This is a genomic window from Pseudomonadaceae bacterium SI-3 (genome assembly GCA_004010935.1).
Taxonomy (GTDB): domain Bacteria; phylum Pseudomonadota; class Gammaproteobacteria; order Pseudomonadales; family Pseudomonadaceae; genus Stutzerimonas.
In genome coordinates this window covers 4,729,973-4,745,998 of record CP026511.1, presented here as the reverse complement: position 1 = coordinate 4,745,998, position 16,026 = coordinate 4,729,973, and the positions used below count along the sequence as shown (strand labels likewise).

Sequence of the window (16,026 nt, the reverse complement as noted above, 5' to 3'; positions counted from 1 at the left end):
GCTGATCTACGCTTATACAAATGCCCGGCTGAACCGGAGGAGGCCAAGGCTTTCGTACCTGTATATTTGGTTCTGGAGGTTTCACGTGCAAGCGTCCTCATCAAGAAAATGCGGTTCGACAGCCGCAGCGCTCAACGAAGCGTGCTTCTGCGTAAGCCTAGATCAAGCTGCGCTCGTAAACTCATTGACCGAACAGCTTGGGAATTCAGAGCTGTCGGAGCTATTGAAGTCACGTTGCCCCCATGTGTTTGCAGCACGACCGGTCTTTGTTTCATCCTTGCGGCTGCGCCAGGTTAATGAGGTTATTCAGGCCATCGAGCAGACCGTGAGTTCGCCCGGTTGGCGTGAGCATGCTCTGGATTCTGCACCTCCTATTGCACGACATGATCCTCGGGGTGCGCGCGGCGTCTTCTTTGGCTACGACTTCCATCTGGATGATGACAAGCTTGGGCTCATCGAAATAAACACAAATGCGGGCGGAGCGATGCTAAACGTATTGCTCGCCCGCGCGCAGCGTAGTTGTTGCAGCGGCGTAGTCGGGCTTTCGCCAGGTCAGGATGGACCCGGCGGCTTCGAGCGTTCGATTCTGGATATGTTCGCCCAGGAATGGTCTACGAGCGGCGAGCAACGTCCGCTCACGCGCGTGGTGATCTTGGATGAAAGCCCACAAGCCCAATATCTGTATCCGGAGTTCCTTCTTTTTCAGCGGTTATTCGAGTCAGCAGGAATCGACTGCCTAATCGCAGACCCAGCCGATCTGGCCTTTCACAACGAGTCCCTCTTGGTCGACGGAAAGCCTGTGGATCTCGTCTACAACCGACTCACCGATTTCTATCTGGAAGGCGACAATTGCAGCGCGCTGCGCAGCGCTTATTTGGCTGATGTCGTGACGGTAACGCCACACCCTCAGGCCTATGCCCTTTACGCCGACAAACGCAGGTTGGTTGACCTAACCAACGCACGTTTTTTGGAAGAGATTGGCGTTGATCAGCAAATCCGAACCGTATTGGCCCAATACGTCCCGCTTACCGTTCCTGTCGGGCATGGTAATGCAGAGCACCTGTGGCAAAACCGCCGTAGCCTCTTTTTCAAGCCTGTCAGCGGGTATGGTAGTCGCGGTGCATACCGAGGAGACAAGCTCACCAAGCGCGTTTGGGAAGAAATCGTTGGCGGAAACTACGTGGCCCAGTCCCTTGTAGCTCCTGGCGAGCGTAGAATCGTCGCCGACCCTCAGGTACGATCGATGAAGTTTGATCTGCGCGCTTACGCTTATGCTGGCGAGGTGCAGTGGAACGCTGCCAGGGTCTACCAAGGCCAGACGACCAACTTCAGAACAGAGGGGGGCGGTTTTGCTCCCGTTTTTACCTTAGGCGAGGAAGAGGAGCGAGCCGGTTCTACAGAGCAACGGTCGCACGCCTCGTTCACGTTCTTGCTCGACGAAACCGGCGCCGTAGAGGAACTGCCGCACCCGCTATATCTGGCGCTGGTTCGAGCCGAAATGGCTACTTCTAAGCTTGCCGGTAAGCGTTTCCGATTGGCGGACTGGTATGTGGCAATGGAAGATGGCCATCCTTCCGAAGTCATCCGAGAATTGTACGGCTGGGTTGCTTTCGACGCAGATGGCGCCTACCACCCTGAAGTTGGCCCACCAGAAAATGGTCAGCCAAATAGTATTGGCAATGTTGACTCATCTGCCCTGCCAACACCGGAAGAACATGATCGAATCGAAGGTCTGTTGTTTCAAAGTGAGTGAGGTCCCGCGCGCCACGAAAGGCGCGGCTTGGGACAGAATAACCTCGCCGCTCAGTTTTGGAGCCAGCTACACCCAGCCGTCTTAGCCGCCACACATCTAATGTGCGAATACTAACCCTGCGGTCACACTCGACAAGAACGTGGCATATGCTGGGTGCTGAATTGTTCTCTCCGAGTGTTCTATTGCTCACGATAACTCTTTGGGCTTGCTAAGCCGAGTAGTCGGGTCTCAAGGCTTGAAGGCCATCTTAGTGGGCCCGCTCTTTCGCGCAGTGGTCCATAGCGCGACGTTGGTATTGTCTGCTTATAAGCTATTAGCGATTGATTAGTTCAGGGGAACATTACGCGTAGTACAGCGCTGGCAGCGCTTTAAGCCGGTCTTAAAGCGGTCGATGATTACATTTTTGTAAGCTTCTCAAAAAATCGAAACCTCATCATCTTCGGCTTGTCCGTTTTTAGGAGAGCATTCGAAAGCCACTTCTAAGCAGGGCTGCGCGAACACGTTGAGTCGCCGATCCAGCAGCAATCATTAAAGAGGTCTAACTATGCAAATGTCTTACTGGCGCTTTGCAGCGATGGTAGCCACGTCTACGATCATTATGTATGGCGTGATGTACTTAAATACTTACTCGTTCGAGCATGTTTTTTGGAGCGAGACTCGCGCTTGGATGGCATTAGTGATGGGCGCGGTAATGGCAGTAGTCATGCTCGCATTCATGCTCAACATGTATAAGCGTAAGTCAATAAACCTAGCGATATTGGCAGGAAGTGCAGTAGCTTTTACCATTGCACTATGGCTTGTACGTGGGCAAGCGACGGTAGACGACACGGACTACATGAAGGCCATGATCCCCCACCATTCCATAGCAATCCTAACAAGTGAACGAGCTCAGATTTCAGATCCTCGCGTCCGCAAGTTAGCTGACGAAATCATCGACGCTCAGCGCCGAGAAATCGCAGAAATGAAGTCCCTGATCAATGAACTAGAAAGGGCAAATTGATTCCCAGAAACGGTGTGTCCACAGCCCAGGGCATGACGGTGGCGACATTGATGGTCTCGCTACCGCTCAGGCGAATCTCCTCAGCGATTGCCGCGCCGAGATTTATGACGCCACCTTTGGTCGCTGCGGAGGAGGCATGATAAGCCAGCGGTATCTCGCTCTCGACTGAGCCCACGTTGACAAGCGTGCCGAAGCCTTGAGCTCTGAACTGGCGCATGGCTGCGTGGCTGCCATAGATCATGCCCTTAAGATTGACATCCACGATCCGCGCATGGTCCTCGACGGGAACGTCCTCGAAACGACCCAGCGCTCCGACCGCAGCGTTGTTAATCCAAACGTCGATCCTGCCGAAACGCTCGATGGCGGCTCGTGCCAAGTCCTGCATCTCGTTCGGGTTGCTCACGTCGGTGGTCACCACCAGTGCCGATCCTCCAGCCATGCGTATCTGCGCGGCCAGTTCTTCGAGCACGTCGGTCCGGCGGGCCGCTAGCACCACGTCGCCTTGCAGAGCGGCAAGCTTGAGCGCCACGCCGCGGCCGAAGCCACTGGAGGCACCAGTGATGACAAAGGTTTTGCGAGCAACGCTTGGCTGGTCGCTTGGTTTCAGGCGCGGGGAAACGGCGCAGCCACTGAGTTGCAGAACGGCGAGCAGTACTAGCAGCAAAGCCAATCGCTGCGATGGGAATATTCGCAAAACCATTTTCGTTTTCTCCCAGCAAAATAAGGTCGCATGGCCCGCTTGGTTGTTGTTGGACCGCCTTTTTGCCAGGAGCTTTCATGCTAATTCACTCAATTAGTTTTCAGCGCTCAATCGGGAGACAGTGGCAAGAGAATAGACCGTTACGGTGGCGATCATCGGTGGCTAAGTAAGAGTTGCTAGCGCGTAACTATTGAATCGCCCCGGGTTTCGTGGAGGCCGTTTCGTTAAAGTCAGGCCGCCATGGCCTGACCTGCTTGTTGCTGGTGGAAGTTTGCCTCAGCCTCCGCAGGCGGGATATAGCCGATTGAACTCAGCAACCGCTGGTGGTTGTACCAGTGCACCCATTTCAAAGTCGCCATCTCAACAGCTTCGCGGCTCTTCCATGATTGACGTTAAATCAGCTCGGCCTTGTACAGCCCGTTGATTGTTTCGGCCAAGGCGTTGTCGTAGCTATCGCCCTTGCTGCCAACTGAGGGCTCAATGCCGGCCTCTGCCAGTCGCTCGGTGTAGCGGATCGAGACGTACTGGCTGCCACGGTCGCTGTGGTGGATCAGGCCACCCGTGCGATGTGGCTGACGGGCATACAGGGCTTGCTCCAGGGCATCCAGCACGAACTCGGTCTTCATGCTGGTACTGACTCGCCAGCCGACGATCCGCCGCGCAAACACGTCAATCACGAAGGCCACATACAGCCAGCCCTGCCAGGTCGACACATACGTGAAGTCCGACACCCACAACTGGTTCGGGCGATCGGCATGGAACTGGCGCTGTACGCGATCCAGCGGGCAGAGCGACTTGTCGCCGGCCACCGTTGTCCGCACGACCTGGCCGCGCCTAATGCCCTGCAATCCAGCCCGACGCATCAACCGTTCCACCGTGCATCTGGCCGTCTCGATGCCTTCTCGCCGGAGCTGCTTCCAGACCTTCACCGCGCCATAGCACTGCATGTTGGTGTTCCACACCCGCTGGATTTCCAAGATCAACGCGTCATCGCGCCGAGCACGGCAACAGCGCAGTTCCGGGTTGCGCTGCTGCGCCGCGTGCCGGCGGTAACCGGACGGGGCGATCTGCAAGACACGGCAGATCGACTCGACCCCGAGACGGTCACGATGCTGATCGACAAATGCCCTCAGGACTTGGTGCGGCGGTCGAGCTCCGCCTGGGCAAAATACGCACTGGCCAGGCGCAGAATCTCGTTGGCTTTGCGCAACTCACGGTTCTCACGCTCCAGGGCTTTGATGCGTTCGCGCTCTTCGGTGGTCGGCCCAGGACGCTGACCGGCATCAGTCTGGTGGCGACGAATCCAGCCATGCAGGGTTTGCGCTGCACAACCAATCTTCGGGGCGATGGCCTCAATGGCCGCCCACTCGGAGGGGTAGTCGTTCAGGTGCTCCAGAACCATGCGCACAGCACGTTCACGGACTTCGGGGGAGTAGGTCGTAGTCTTTCTCATAGCCTCATCTTCTCAAGAGTTGAGGCCTCCACGAAACCCGGGGCGATTCACTATCGTATTTCGCTTTGGAATGAAATGCTGCTGGACAGGGATTGATTCGCTCTTGGCAGTTGCGGGTATCGTACGCACTTTTTCGATATGTCATGGAGGCGCGAACATTAAGCGCACCATGGCTTTTCTTATTCTTCGAGGGGCTCTGACACTCCCAATTTAGTAGTGCCAGAGCAGTGAGTTACGGATGTTATCCTGCCATTCGCTCACATTCCTCAGCGCAGTTCATGCACGCCTTCGCACACTCTTGGCAATGATCCATTTCATGCTTCGCGCATTCCTCTCCGCATGCACGGCAGATCTTGGCGCAAAGGGCGCAGAACTCCTTAGCATATTCACTTTCGCGGCTCATCAGTGTGGCAGCCAACCTGCAAATGTCCGCGCAGTCGCGGTCAAGCTCGATGCAGCGAGCCATCATTTTTACATCATCCTCGCGTAGGCAAGCAGAGGCGCACATTTCGCACACTAGGGCACAGTTCGAACAAGCTTGGATACAGGATGCGAACATTGAGTTTGTCATTTACGTTCTCCAGGGTTCGATAGTTGTATTTCGTCGTTTGCTTACTGGCCGATATGGCTCAACAGCCTGTTAGCAGACACTGAATTACGACACGCTCCTACCGAGCCCGTTTCGAAAAACCTCATTACAATGTTGTAAGGTAAGTCCAACCGCACCGGGGATCTGCGGGCGCAGTTGGTGGCGATGTGGCCGTCAGATTGCCTGTACGGCTTCGCTAGTCTGTTCGAGATGATTGAGTTGAAAATGAGGGAGCTTCCTGTCGCCACGACTGGGAGTATTCGTTGGGGAACGGCCGGAGCGCAAGCCGCTTAACTAGGTAAGTTACTGGCCTTGCGGCCTAACTTTTAGGAAGGAAGCAATTGCAAAGCCCTCCGGTACCGTTGCGTCGACTAGGATGGCCTAGGGCCGATCCTCTGCTTGCTGAACCGCCTTTCTTAGAGCCTCGATCAGAACCGCATAGGCACACATATACCGGATGTTAGTGCTCGTGTTGCTTCCCGTCTGCGTGCACATGGTTTTTTGAAGGGGATTTGCCTTCCGCATCGGCACTGTCACTGCCATTGCTGTGCTCAACCGCCTGGGGCTCCTCGGACGCATGATGGTCATCGCTTTCGTTATTACCATGATGACCGGAGCCTGATTGGCCGGATGCTCCACCTGTGCTGCTGGAGCCATGGTGATCCGAGCCGCCACTGTCGCCCTGATGGTGGTCGCCCGAGGCCATCTCGCCGTGTTGCTCACTATGCCCAGCTGGGGTCTCCCCACCACCATGCTGGTGACCACCGCTAGACGCAACGAGTGCTCGATACGCTCCTTCATCTAACTCAGGAAGCTTCTGCAGAAAAGCCACCATTCCCCAGATGTACGGGTCAGCCATGCTTTTACCCCACGCGGGCATCCCAGTGGCCTTAATGCCATGCTTGATGACCCAAAATGTTTTTGCTGGGTCATCGTATAGCCCCGCCTCAGCCAGGCTGGGAGGAGCGGGATAAAGGCCATTGCTTAGCTCGGTCTCAGCCATGCCTGGCGCCAAATGACAACCCACACACATCGAGTCGTAGTTCCCCGCCCCGGCGCGGATTTGGTCTTCATCGTCGAGAGATGGCACGGCTATGTCTTCGGAGCGAGCCTCAATCGAGCGATTGCGAGCAGTTTCCAGGAATGCGTGCACGACTCCCGTATGAGGATCATCCGCGGCAACGCTAATCAGTCCTGAGAAAACAACTCCGGCCACTACCAACAGGCCTAGAGCACAGAAGGCAGCGAAGCTAATAATTATTCTTTTCATCGAGGGACCTTAAAACCAAAGCCTGATGCCAGCAACGAACCGCGCCTCATCTAGGTCTTCGCCGTCATCTCTCGCCATATCAGCGGTATTACCGTATGCCCGGCTCCACGTGACGCCGATGTACGGTGCGAACTCACGAACGATTTCGTATCGGAGGCGGAGCCCCACCTCTGTATTTGCGAGACCAGCGCCCACTCCGTGTGCAGGATCGTCCTTGCCATAGAAATTGAGCTCGGCAGTCGGTTGGAGGATGAGCCGGTTAGTGAGGAGAATGTCGTACTCGCCTTCAAAACGTGCTGCTGTCTGCCCACCTTCACCGACGAAGGCGGTGGCTTCCGCCTCAAACCCATACAGAGCCATCCCCTGGACGCCTAAAGCCGCCCACGTCTGCGGCGACTCTGGCTTAAAGTCCTGGCGAACACCTGCTACCACATCCCACCAGGGGCTGATGGCACGCCCGTAGAGCGCCTGAATTTCCGCGTCTTCAGTAACGCCATTCGTTCGCTCACCTTCCGAGCGAAACCAGAATCGATTGATATCGCCACCAACCCAGGCAGTAGCTTCCCAACTGAGGGTGCTACCTTCATTTGCGTTCTGGTACTCAAGTTGATCTAGCAGAAGAAACCAGGCCAGATACTTGTCATGGACCGTATGACCTTGAAGACCAGGGAAAGCCGCTTCTCTATCCGCATCGGTCAATACTGGAATGAACGAGGGATGAACCATGCCGGGCATTTCGAGCGTATCGTCATGCTTCATTTGGCCATGGTTCATCTTGCTATGGTCCATCGCACCATGACCCATTGCGGAGTGGTCCATTTGCCCACCGGAGCCATGATTCTTAGCTGCGGGCTTGGCTGAAGATGCAGGGGCTTGAGCTGCCTCAGTGGGAGGGGTTTGATGCATCGAGTGATCCATCATCTCGGCAGCGTTGGCTGTCCCTCCAGCCGCTGCGCTCAACGAAACTCCGAGCGCAATCAGAGCAAAGCGAGAAAGTCTAGTGGTCATGGTGCGAATCCACCTCAGTATCAGTGGCCTTGGGGTCATGATCCATCTTGCCGTGCTCCATTTCTCCATGGTCCATCGAGCCATGATCCATGTCGCCGTGGTTCATTTTTGAGTTAGAGGTGCCTTGTGTCTGAGATGCCGGCTTGTTGCCTTGATTCTGCGATGAAGCCGATGATTGCTTGTGCTGATCATGCTTTTGCTCTGCAAACGCAGCTGACATATTCATTACGCCCAGCAAACTAAACATAAGAGCGCTGCCGATAAGAGTTTTACGCTTCATAGAATTTCCCATATAAGGTTCCTCTTATTCATCCACTCGGACTTCACGAAACATGCCCATTTCCATGTGAAGCAGTAGGTGACAGTGATAGGCCCAGCGACCGAGCGCATCAGCTGTTACGCGGTAGCTGCGCTTCGAACCTGGAGGCATGTCGATCGTGTGCTTGCGAACCATGAACTGCCCATTCTCATCTTCAAGATCACTCCACATACCGTGGAGGTGAATTGGATGGGTCATCATGGTGTCGTTGACCAAAGTGATGCGTACCCGCTCTCCATATTTGAGCCGCAGGGGTTCCGAATCAGAGAACTCTATGCCGTCAAATGACCAGGAGAACTTCTCCATGTGGCCGGTGAGATGGAGTTCTATTGTTCGACTTGGCTCACGGCCGTCCGGATCCGGGAAAGTGCTTCTCAAGTCGCCATAGGTCAGGACTCGGCGGCCGTTGTCTCGTAAGCCAATACCTGGATCATTCAGCCTATGCGTTGGGCTCATGGTCTGCATGTCCACCAGCGGGTTATTGGACTCAGAGGGCGGGTGCGATTGCATAGCTGCGCTCACCCCGGCCATTGCAGAGTGGTCCATCCCAGACATCCCAGCCATTTTGCTGTGATCCATTCCGGCCATTGCGCCCATGCCGCCCATCCCTTGCATGTCACCGTGGTTCATGCTGGACATGTTGCTATGGTCCATCCCACTCATGTCGCCCTGCATGCCCTCGCCATGGTCCATGCCCGCCATACCGCCCATGCTGCCGTGATCCATTCCCATGTCGTCCATAGTGATTATTGGTCGAGGATCGGTTTTTGGAACAGCAGCGCTTAGCCCTTCGGCAATCGCCAGCGTGCCTCGGGCGTACCCTGTGCGGTCCATCGATTGAGCGAAGATCGTGTAAGCCTCCTTGGTAGCAGGCTCCACAATCACATCGTAGGTTTCTGCCGTGGCAATGCGGAATTCATCGACGCTAACTGGGTTGACGTATTGGCCATCGGCTGCGACTACAGTCATCTTCAGCCCTGGAATGCGGACATCGAAATAGCTCATGGCCGAGCCATTGATGAACCGCAGGCGAAGCTTCTCGCCGGGCTTAAAGATACCGGTCCAGTTCCCGTCTGGTGCTTGGCCGTTCATTAGATAGGTATAGGTGTAACCGCTTACGTCGGCGAGGTCGGTGGGACTCATCTTCATCTGAGCCCACATTTTCCGATTCGCAATCGTAGCGGCCCAGCCGTCTTCGCTCACGTCGTTAATGAAGTCTCCGACGGTGCGCTTGTGGAAGTTGTAATAATCTGACTGCTTCTTGAGCTTAGAAAGGATTCGAGCGGGATCCTCATCGGTCCAATCGGTCAGCATGACGACATAGTCGCGGTCATAGCTGAACGGTTCGGGATCCTTAGCATCAATGACCAACGGGCCATAAACACCAACCTGCTCTTGTAGGCCTGAATGACTGTGGTACCAATAAGTACCGTTTTGTTTAACCTGAAACTTATATACATACATGCCATCGGGAGCGATGCCGTGGAAGCTCAATCCAGGCACGCCATCCATGTTGGCCGGCAGGATCATGCCGTGCCAGTGAATCGATGTATCTTCGCTCAGCTTATTCCTGACGCGCAGCGTGACGGTATCCCCTTCACGCCAACGTAGAAGCGGCCCTGGGATGGTCCCATTGATAGTCATCGCTGTCCGGGCCGCGCCGGTGATATTGACCGGCGTCTCCCCAATCAGCAGATCGAACTCCGTGCCGGTTAGTACGCTGGGCTGGCCTGGGCTACTCACTGCCCAGACCGGAGCTCGCCACAAGCCAAGACCGCCAAGGAGGCCTGCGGCAGTCAAGCCTTTAACAAAGGTTCGCCTAGAGGTTTTACGTTGCATGTGTACGTTCCAATCAAGCTAAGGAGCCAAGCCGAAACCAGCCTTTAGGGTTGGTGTTGCCAGCGTTAATCGATCTTAGAAGCTCGCGCACGGTCTGTCTTATCAAGCGACTCGCCATTATTCGTAAATATGGCATGCCGAAGAAAAACGCGTGATTACATTTTTGTAAGTTTAAAGCGCCCCGAAAACGTCTGCGATCAGAGTTCCGGTCACTTTAGCTGGCTTTACTTAAACCGCGGGCTGGATAAGAGCCGCTAAAAAGGTCCGGCCATAATCTAGCAGTTCATTAGCAGTTTGTTGCTCATTCACTGCTTTTCAGCGGATCTTTCCAGGCTTTGCGGGCAGTCTAGAAGGCCTCATGAGATTGGATAATTATCAAATCTTAGCCGCTCAAGAGGGTTGTAACCTACTAGCCAGTATAAACTTGGTCTGCTCGGTGCGAAGATATTAGGTTAGGTTTTTGACGAGCCATGGTTCGAAGTAGCTATAACGGCTTCGCCGGTTCTACAAACATTTCTGCCTATACCAGCACCGTGGCAGCTATAACATCGCAGAAGCTGCCACAGTTAAGAGCTGCGCAGTCAAATCTGCGTACGGTTTCGCTTCAGCAATTAGCATGAGCGTGCTTCGCTGAAGTTTCCTTCGCGGCTAGCTCCTGGGCTTGGTCGTTCTGGTCAGCCTGATAACTAGCGATCGCTACTTGGCGAGCCTGCTCCATACGAGCAAAGGTACGATCACCACCACCTTCTGCCATTGCATAGGAAGAGCTTGCTGCGATGGCGAGCAGTACAGAAAGGGATTTGAAAAGTTTCATGACTTTTTACCTTTGTTTACGAAGATACGGGAGACCCAGCGCAGCTCCATTAACAGAGGCTTGGGCTTGTGTGTAAGCTAACCGAGTGTCCCTGTCAGAAACCTGATCGAAACATTACGGTTTCGTCAGTAACGCAGAAGAAGTGAGTACAAGCGAAAGCGCAGGTTGCGTGTATGGCATCTTTACCTGCTGTAAATAGGTTCTGTTCCAGCATGCAAAAAAAAAGGCGCCATCAAGGCGCCAATAGGCCAAAGGAGCATGGAAATGGCCAAAAAGCAGAGTGTGGGGGCAACTGCTGGTGTAGACGTTAACGCTAGAAGCTGTCAGACAGATGATGCGAGCATTACGTTTCTGTAAGGTACTGGATGCAAGGACCGACAACCGCCACACTGTTCTAAATGCTTGCAGGAGTACCTTATGAAGCTTCTTGTTGCTGAAGACGAGCCGAAAACAGGCACCTACCTACAGCAGGGGCTCACGGAGGCCGGCTTCACTGTCGATCGAGTAGAGAACGGGACTGATGCTGCTCAGCATGCGCTTCACGGGGAATACGACCTGCTCATCTTAGATGTGATGATGCCTGGCTTGGATGGGTGGCAGGTTTTAAAGAATGTCCGCGCTGCCGGTAATGACGTTCCAGTGCTATTCCTTACCGCCCGAGACGGGGTTCAGGATCGAGTAAAGGGATTGGAGTTGGGCGCTGATGATTATCTCATCAAGCCGTTTGCTTTCTCCGAACTGCTTGCCAGGATACGCACGCTGCTTCGCCGCGGCAGCCATGCTCCCAACCAAACGATACTCAAGCTCCTCGACCTTGAGATGGACTTGCTGAGACGACGGGTTACGCGATCGGGGAAACGCATAGACCTAACTGCAAAGGAATTCGCACTTCTTGAGCTATTGCTTAGGCGTCGCGGGGAAGTGCTCTCAAAGTCACTTATCGCCTCCCAAGTATGGGACATGAACTTCGATAGCGATACCAATGTAATCGAGGTGGCGGTACGCCGGTTAAGGGCAAAGATTGATGATGAGTTCGAGCCGAAGCTGATACAAACTGCTCGCGGAATGGGCTATCTGATCGAGGCGCCAGGCTTTTAAAAATCACGCTATTTAGCGATTTGCGATATGGCCAATATAACTAGCGGGCCACCTCTGCTAATCCGTGGCGTACTGCTTTGTGCTGCTCGGCGGATCGGCCAATGCATATTCATGCGTAACTTAAGAGGCCTTAATTAGATCTCTTATTGAAACCAGAGGGATCTAAGCTATCACTGGATCCAGCTTTCGACCTCATCCGTTCCATATTCTGCTTTCCAGCCTTTCAGGACCTTGTGATTGCCACCTTTGGTCGCAACTATTTCACCGCTGTGAGGGTTCTTGTATGTCTTGACCTGACGAGCACGGCGTGGTGTCGGGCCTTGCTGAACCGGAGCGCGACGAGTCCCAAACTGCGGGTCAAGAATATTGATCAAACTAGGTAGAGTAATGCTGTATTCACCCATCAGCGAGCGAAGCTTATCTTCAAATTCCATATCCTTTTTAAGGCTCTTGTCGTTTCTCATGGCCTCAAGTTCGGCCATTTGCGACTTCAATTGCTCTTCCAGTTTACGGTACTCTGCCAGTCGGGACATTTATCATTACCTCTAAGGTCAGTGTTTAGACATTTTGGTCCATATGATATCAATACTTTCAACTTCAAGCATGGCGTGACGAAATTCGGTGGGATGTTTGCGTACCCCGAGGCTGCGGGAGGAATGAAGGAGGTCCGCAGGTCGAAGCCCGAGCTCCTAAGTGACCAGCAAATCGCCATGACATGGGTCGGTATGTGTACAGCGAAGGCCTGTGGAGTAACAGACGCTAGAATATTCAAGTGATGCGAGGAAGCAGCCTTCGAAGCGTGGCCCTACGATGACAAAATCTGCAACGGTGGAAGGTTTATCATCCGGCGCGATTCCGAAGAACAGACCCAGCAGACGATTTGCGAGCTGATCGTAAACACTCGCTGGCCTCAGAGCGGGTGCATCCGAATCCCGCGAAACTGCTTACCGTAGTGAGCTTACTCTGGCGGGAAATTCTGGTAGCCAACCGTTTACGCTCTTTGGGTGTTGAGATTTGTCAGAATATTTTGGCAAAAATCCTGCATCTAATCGTTCTCACCATGCGAATTGTCGAAATATTATTATCTCAATGCTAACTTCAAAGCGGGCCCAGCCCCTGATCCAAGGGGCTGAAATTGTCAGAATTATTTGTAAACCACCACGTAAGCAGAAAAGCCCGAAAGGGCTTTTCTGCTTTTACGGCCTGTTCGACCGGGCTGCGCTCAGGAAGCATTCGAAGGATGCATGCGCACCGGCCAGCACCTCGGACCAATCGCAGGCCCCTGCCTGCTGTTCCAGCTCGTGAAGAAAGCTCGGCCAAAACGGCGTTGCGTTGCCGTGACTTAGATAGCGTAGCGGGGCGGAGGGGTTGGCTTCTGCCACGCGTCGCGCCAGTACGCGTCCACCCAGGCGAGACCCTTCAATGACGTAAGCTGCGCCCCAGCACCAACCGGATGAGGGGGCTGTGTCAGCCTGCGCTGAATTAGGTTCCGTACAGCCCAACGCCTGCAGATCTGCAAGCAATGCCTGACGCCTGCTGCGCTGGGACCAGTCATTGAGCATCGTTTCGATGCCCGCCTGCTCCAGCGTGAGTTCTAACGGGATGAGCACTTGCGCATGGGCCTGTAGAAAGGCTCGGTAGCCATCGGTCTGATCCAGCTGATAGGCCGAAAAGGCAGCGTCGACGCGTTCATGCTGAAGCGCGGTGGCTGCGCGTAGACGATTTCGCACACTGTCCATCAGGCCGAGCTGCTTTCTTTCAGAACCATGCTCAGCTTTCGCACCAAGTGTTCTTCACGAAAGGGCTTTTGGATGATGGTCGAGCTACCCATACCCAGTTCGCCAAGCTCGGCGTACCCGGTGATGAACACCACGGGCAGCTTGGGATAGCGAGACGAGACTGCACGGGCGAGTTCACCCCCGTTCATGCCTGGCATGGCGAAATCTGCGAGCAGCAGATCCACCGCCGCGCCCTGTTCGAGCATCTCCAAGGCCATACGACCACCGTCAGCCTGAACCACTGCGTAGCCTAGATTGCTCAGCATCTGTGCGGTTACTTCGCGCACGGCGTGATCGTCGTCGACCAGCAGCACTTTATGCGAGGCGTCGTCGACGGGCGTGCCCAGCTCATGGTCCGGGACGCCGAGGCTGCGTTCCGGTGCGGTCACTCGAGGCAGATAGACCATCACTGTGGTACCGACGCCCAGCTCAGTCTCGATGCGCGCTCCGCCACCGGATTGCTTGGCGAAACCGAACACTTGCGCCAAACCGAGCCCTGAGCCTTTGCCCACTTCCTTGGTCGTGAAGAAGGGCTCGAAAGCTTTTTGCAGCACCTCGTCGCTCATGCCTGAACCGGTGTCCTTCACCGAGAGGACGACGTACTCCCCTGGCCCAGGTTCTTCGGCCCGCTCCGCTGGTGCGGTAATCACCGCGTTGTCGGTACGCAGCGTGAGGCAGCCGCCGGAGCCCATGGCGTCGCGTGCGTTGATGGCGAGATTGAGGATGATCATCTCGATCTGTGTAGGGTCGACCAGCGCGTGCCAGAGCCCGGCACGGGTGTCGGTTTCGATGGTCACGGAACCGCCAAGGGTGCTGTGCAACAGGCTCAAGAGACCGACCAGTGTGTCGTTCAGGTCCACAGCTTTGGGGGCGAGTTGCTGTCTGCGAGCGAACGCAAGCAGCTGACTGGTCAGGGTTGCGCCGCGTTCGCCGGATTCCTGAATGTACTGCAGGCGGCTGAGCGATTTAGCCAGTGGCGCGCCTCGTTCCAGATCATTCTTGAGGAAGCTGGCGCTGGTCAGGATCACCGTCAGCAGATTGTTGAAGTCATGTGCGACGCCCGCCGTAAGCTGGCCAACCGCCTCGAGCCGTTGCATCTGCTGCAGGGTGGCTTCGATGCGCTCGCGCTCTTTGATCTGTTCGGTCAATTCCCGGTTGGCCGCAGCGAGCTTGTCCACCGCTGCAATTTCGCTGGTGATGTCGCGCGCGGCGGCGTACATCATTCCCGCCTCCGGTACCGCAGTCCAGGACAGCCAGCGGTAGCTGCCATCGCAATGTTGCATGCGGTTGACGAAACGGTCGGTGACGTTGCCGCTGCGAATCCGTTCGGTTTCTGCGTGAGTCGCTGTGAGGTCATCGGTATGAACCAGCGACCACAACGGCGTATTGAGCAGCTGTTCACGCGGCCAGCCAAGCGCTTCTTCCCAGGCGGGGTTGAGCGCAACCACGGTGGTGTCGAACCGCATGACGGCAAGCAGGTCTCTGGACAGCTCCCAGGTGCGGTCACGTTCCCGGGTGCGCTCTTCCACCCGCTCACCCAAGGTTTCGTTCATGCGCTTGAGCGCTTCGGTCGCCAGCCGCTGCTCGGTCACGTCCATCACTACACCGATGAAGCGTTTACACAGTCCGTCTTCAAAAAACGCCTGACCGCGTGTTTCGAACCAGCGGACCTGGCCGCACTCAAGCATGATCCGATAGTCGGTGGTGTATTCCTTGTCGCCATCGTCGGTGCTGATGGCGTCCCAGATATGCTCGCGCATACGCTGCAAGTCGTCGGGGTGGCACAGCGACTCGAATACCTGGATGTTCACCGGCGCCTCGCCCGGCAAGCCGAACATGCTCCGACAGCGCCGGTCCAGGATCATCGTGCCGTTTTGTGGTTCGTAATCCCACATGCCGAGCCCGGCAGCATCGATTGCCAATCGGGCCCTTACCTCGACCTCACGCAACGCTTCTTCTGCGCGCAAGCGCCCGCGCCGTTCCTGCACCTCGCTGAGGGCCCGCTCGACTGCCTTCGGCAGAAATCCCAGGTTCTGCTTGAGCACATAGTCGACCGCACCTGAGCGCATCATGTTTACAGCATGCTCTTCACCGAATACGCCGGATAGGAAGATAAAGGGGGTTTCGGGTGCGAGCTGCCTGGCTTCCTGCAATACCAGGCTGCCGGAATAACCGGGGAGAATGAAGTCAGAAAGAATCAGATCGAAGGAGCGACGTTGCAAGGCTTCGACAACCCCCGCGTGGTCGAAAACCACTTCGCTATCGACGGTGTAGCCGCTCCTTTCGAGCGTGACGAGCGCCAGTTCAGCGTCGTGCGGGCTGTCTTCAACAAACAGGACGCAGATAGGTGTTGTCGCCGGCATAACCATCCTGTCGCGGATACCGCACTACTTGAAAGGAGTTCT

General features: G+C 55.3%; 13 protein-coding genes and 1 pseudogene. 3 read left to right on the top strand and 11 right to left on the bottom strand.

Features of this window, described 5'->3' with window-relative positions:
• Nucleotides 1-85 precede the first annotated feature (85 nt).
• A complete protein-coding gene (locus C1896_21990) occupies nucleotides 86-1,753 on the top strand; it encodes a hypothetical protein (GenBank protein AZZ47373.1) in 1,668 nt (555 codons plus the stop codon).
• Nucleotides 1,754-2,297: 544 nt separating this feature from the next.
• Entirely contained in the window at nucleotides 2,298-2,753 is a 456-nt protein-coding gene (locus C1896_21985) for a DUF305 domain-containing protein (protein ID AZZ47372.1), read from the top strand.
• Here C1896_21985 and C1896_21980 read toward each other — a convergent pair.
• The 8 genes and pseudogenes from C1896_21980 to C1896_21945 all read right to left on the bottom strand — a co-directional run bounded on the left by C1896_21980 (nucleotide 2,728) and on the right by C1896_21945 (nucleotide 10,745).
• Entirely contained in the window at nucleotides 2,728-3,453 is a 726-nt protein-coding gene (locus C1896_21980) for a KR domain-containing protein (protein AZZ47371.1), read from the bottom strand. The two genes, C1896_21985 and C1896_21980, sit on opposite strands and share 26 nt — an antisense overlap.
• A gap of 230 nt (nucleotides 3,454-3,683) precedes the next feature.
• Nucleotides 3,684-4,906, bottom strand: a pseudogene (locus tag C1896_21975) (IS3 family transposase).
• A gap of 241 nt (nucleotides 4,907-5,147) precedes the next feature.
• Nucleotides 5,148-5,477: a four-helix bundle copper-binding protein gene (locus C1896_21970; protein ID AZZ47370.1), complete on the bottom strand. Its 330-nt coding sequence runs from the start codon at nucleotides 5,475-5,477 to the stop codon at nucleotides 5,148-5,150.
• A gap of 478 nt (nucleotides 5,478-5,955) precedes the next feature.
• Nucleotides 5,956-6,765 (bottom strand): cytochrome c, encoded by an 810-nt coding sequence (locus C1896_21965; GenBank protein ID AZZ47369.1) that lies wholly within the window; start codon nucleotides 6,763-6,765, stop codon nucleotides 5,956-5,958.
• Nucleotides 6,766-6,774: 9 nt separating this feature from the next.
• Nucleotides 6,775-7,773: a copper resistance protein CopB gene (locus C1896_21960; protein AZZ47368.1), complete on the bottom strand. Its 999-nt coding sequence runs from the start codon at nucleotides 7,771-7,773 to the stop codon at nucleotides 6,775-6,777.
• Entirely contained in the window at nucleotides 7,763-8,065 is a 303-nt protein-coding gene (locus tag C1896_21955; GenBank protein ID AZZ47367.1) for a hypothetical protein, read from the bottom strand. Before C1896_21955 ends, C1896_21960 begins: the two co-directional genes overlap by 11 nt.
• A gap of 12 nt (nucleotides 8,066-8,077) precedes the next feature.
• On the bottom strand, nucleotides 8,078-9,931 hold the full coding sequence (locus C1896_21950; GenBank protein AZZ47366.1) for a copper oxidase: 1,854 nt from the start codon (nucleotides 9,929-9,931) through the stop codon (nucleotides 8,078-8,080).
• Nucleotides 9,932-10,535: 604 nt separating this feature from the next.
• Nucleotides 10,536-10,745 (bottom strand): hypothetical protein, encoded by a 210-nt coding sequence (locus tag C1896_21945; GenBank protein AZZ47365.1) that lies wholly within the window; start codon nucleotides 10,743-10,745, stop codon nucleotides 10,536-10,538.
• A gap of 417 nt (nucleotides 10,746-11,162) precedes the next feature.
• Between C1896_21945 and C1896_21940 the strand changes: the two genes are divergently transcribed.
• Nucleotides 11,163-11,843 (top strand): DNA-binding response regulator, encoded by a 681-nt coding sequence (locus tag C1896_21940; GenBank protein ID AZZ47364.1) that lies wholly within the window; start codon nucleotides 11,163-11,165, stop codon nucleotides 11,841-11,843.
• Nucleotides 11,844-12,013: 170 nt separating this feature from the next.
• Here the strand turns inward: C1896_21940 and C1896_21935 are convergent, their stop codons facing one another.
• The 3 genes from C1896_21935 to C1896_21925 all read right to left on the bottom strand — a co-directional run bounded on the left by C1896_21935 (nucleotide 12,014) and on the right by C1896_21925 (nucleotide 15,984).
• On the bottom strand, nucleotides 12,014-12,376 hold the full coding sequence (locus C1896_21935) for a transcriptional regulator (protein ID AZZ47363.1): 363 nt from the start codon (nucleotides 12,374-12,376) through the stop codon (nucleotides 12,014-12,016).
• Between the two features lie 663 nt (nucleotides 12,377-13,039).
• On the bottom strand, nucleotides 13,040-13,582 hold the full coding sequence (locus tag C1896_21930; protein ID AZZ47362.1) for a heme oxygenase: 543 nt from the start codon (nucleotides 13,580-13,582) through the stop codon (nucleotides 13,040-13,042).
• A complete protein-coding gene (locus C1896_21925) occupies nucleotides 13,582-15,984 on the bottom strand; it encodes a hybrid sensor histidine kinase/response regulator (protein AZZ47361.1) in 2,403 nt (800 codons plus the stop codon). The genes C1896_21930 and C1896_21925 overlap by 1 nt, the downstream gene beginning before the upstream one ends.
• Nucleotides 15,985-16,026: the final 42 nt, after the last annotated feature.